Annotated in this window: 1 tRNA gene; it reads left to right on the top strand. The window is 53.9% G+C overall.

From position 1 onward, the window contains the following. The first annotated feature begins 153 nt into the window (after positions 1 to 153). Positions 154 to 226 (top strand) — tRNA-Gly (locus FS690_RS18270). The last annotated feature ends 2 nt before the right edge of the window (positions 227 to 228 follow it).

The raw sequence follows: 228 nt of genomic DNA, 5'->3' as shown, positions 1-228 counted from the left end.
CGGGAATAGCTCAGTTGGTAGAGCACGACCTTGCCAAGGTCGGGGTCGCGAGTTCGAGTCTCGTTTCCCGCTCCAGATTTAAAGATGTAGTCAGATACCAATATCAGATGTTTTGCTCTGCCGCGTAGCAGCAGGCTGAATATCGACGATAATGCGGGAATAGCTCAGTTGGTAGAGCACGACCTTGCCAAGGTCGGGGTCGCGAGTTCGAGTCTCGTTTCCCGCTCC

Source organism: Pantoea sp. PSNIH1 (assembly GCF_007680655.1).
Classification (GTDB): domain Bacteria; phylum Pseudomonadota; class Gammaproteobacteria; order Enterobacterales; family Enterobacteriaceae; genus Pantoea; species Pantoea eucrina.
This window is presented reverse-complemented; position numbering and strand designations above follow the sequence as displayed.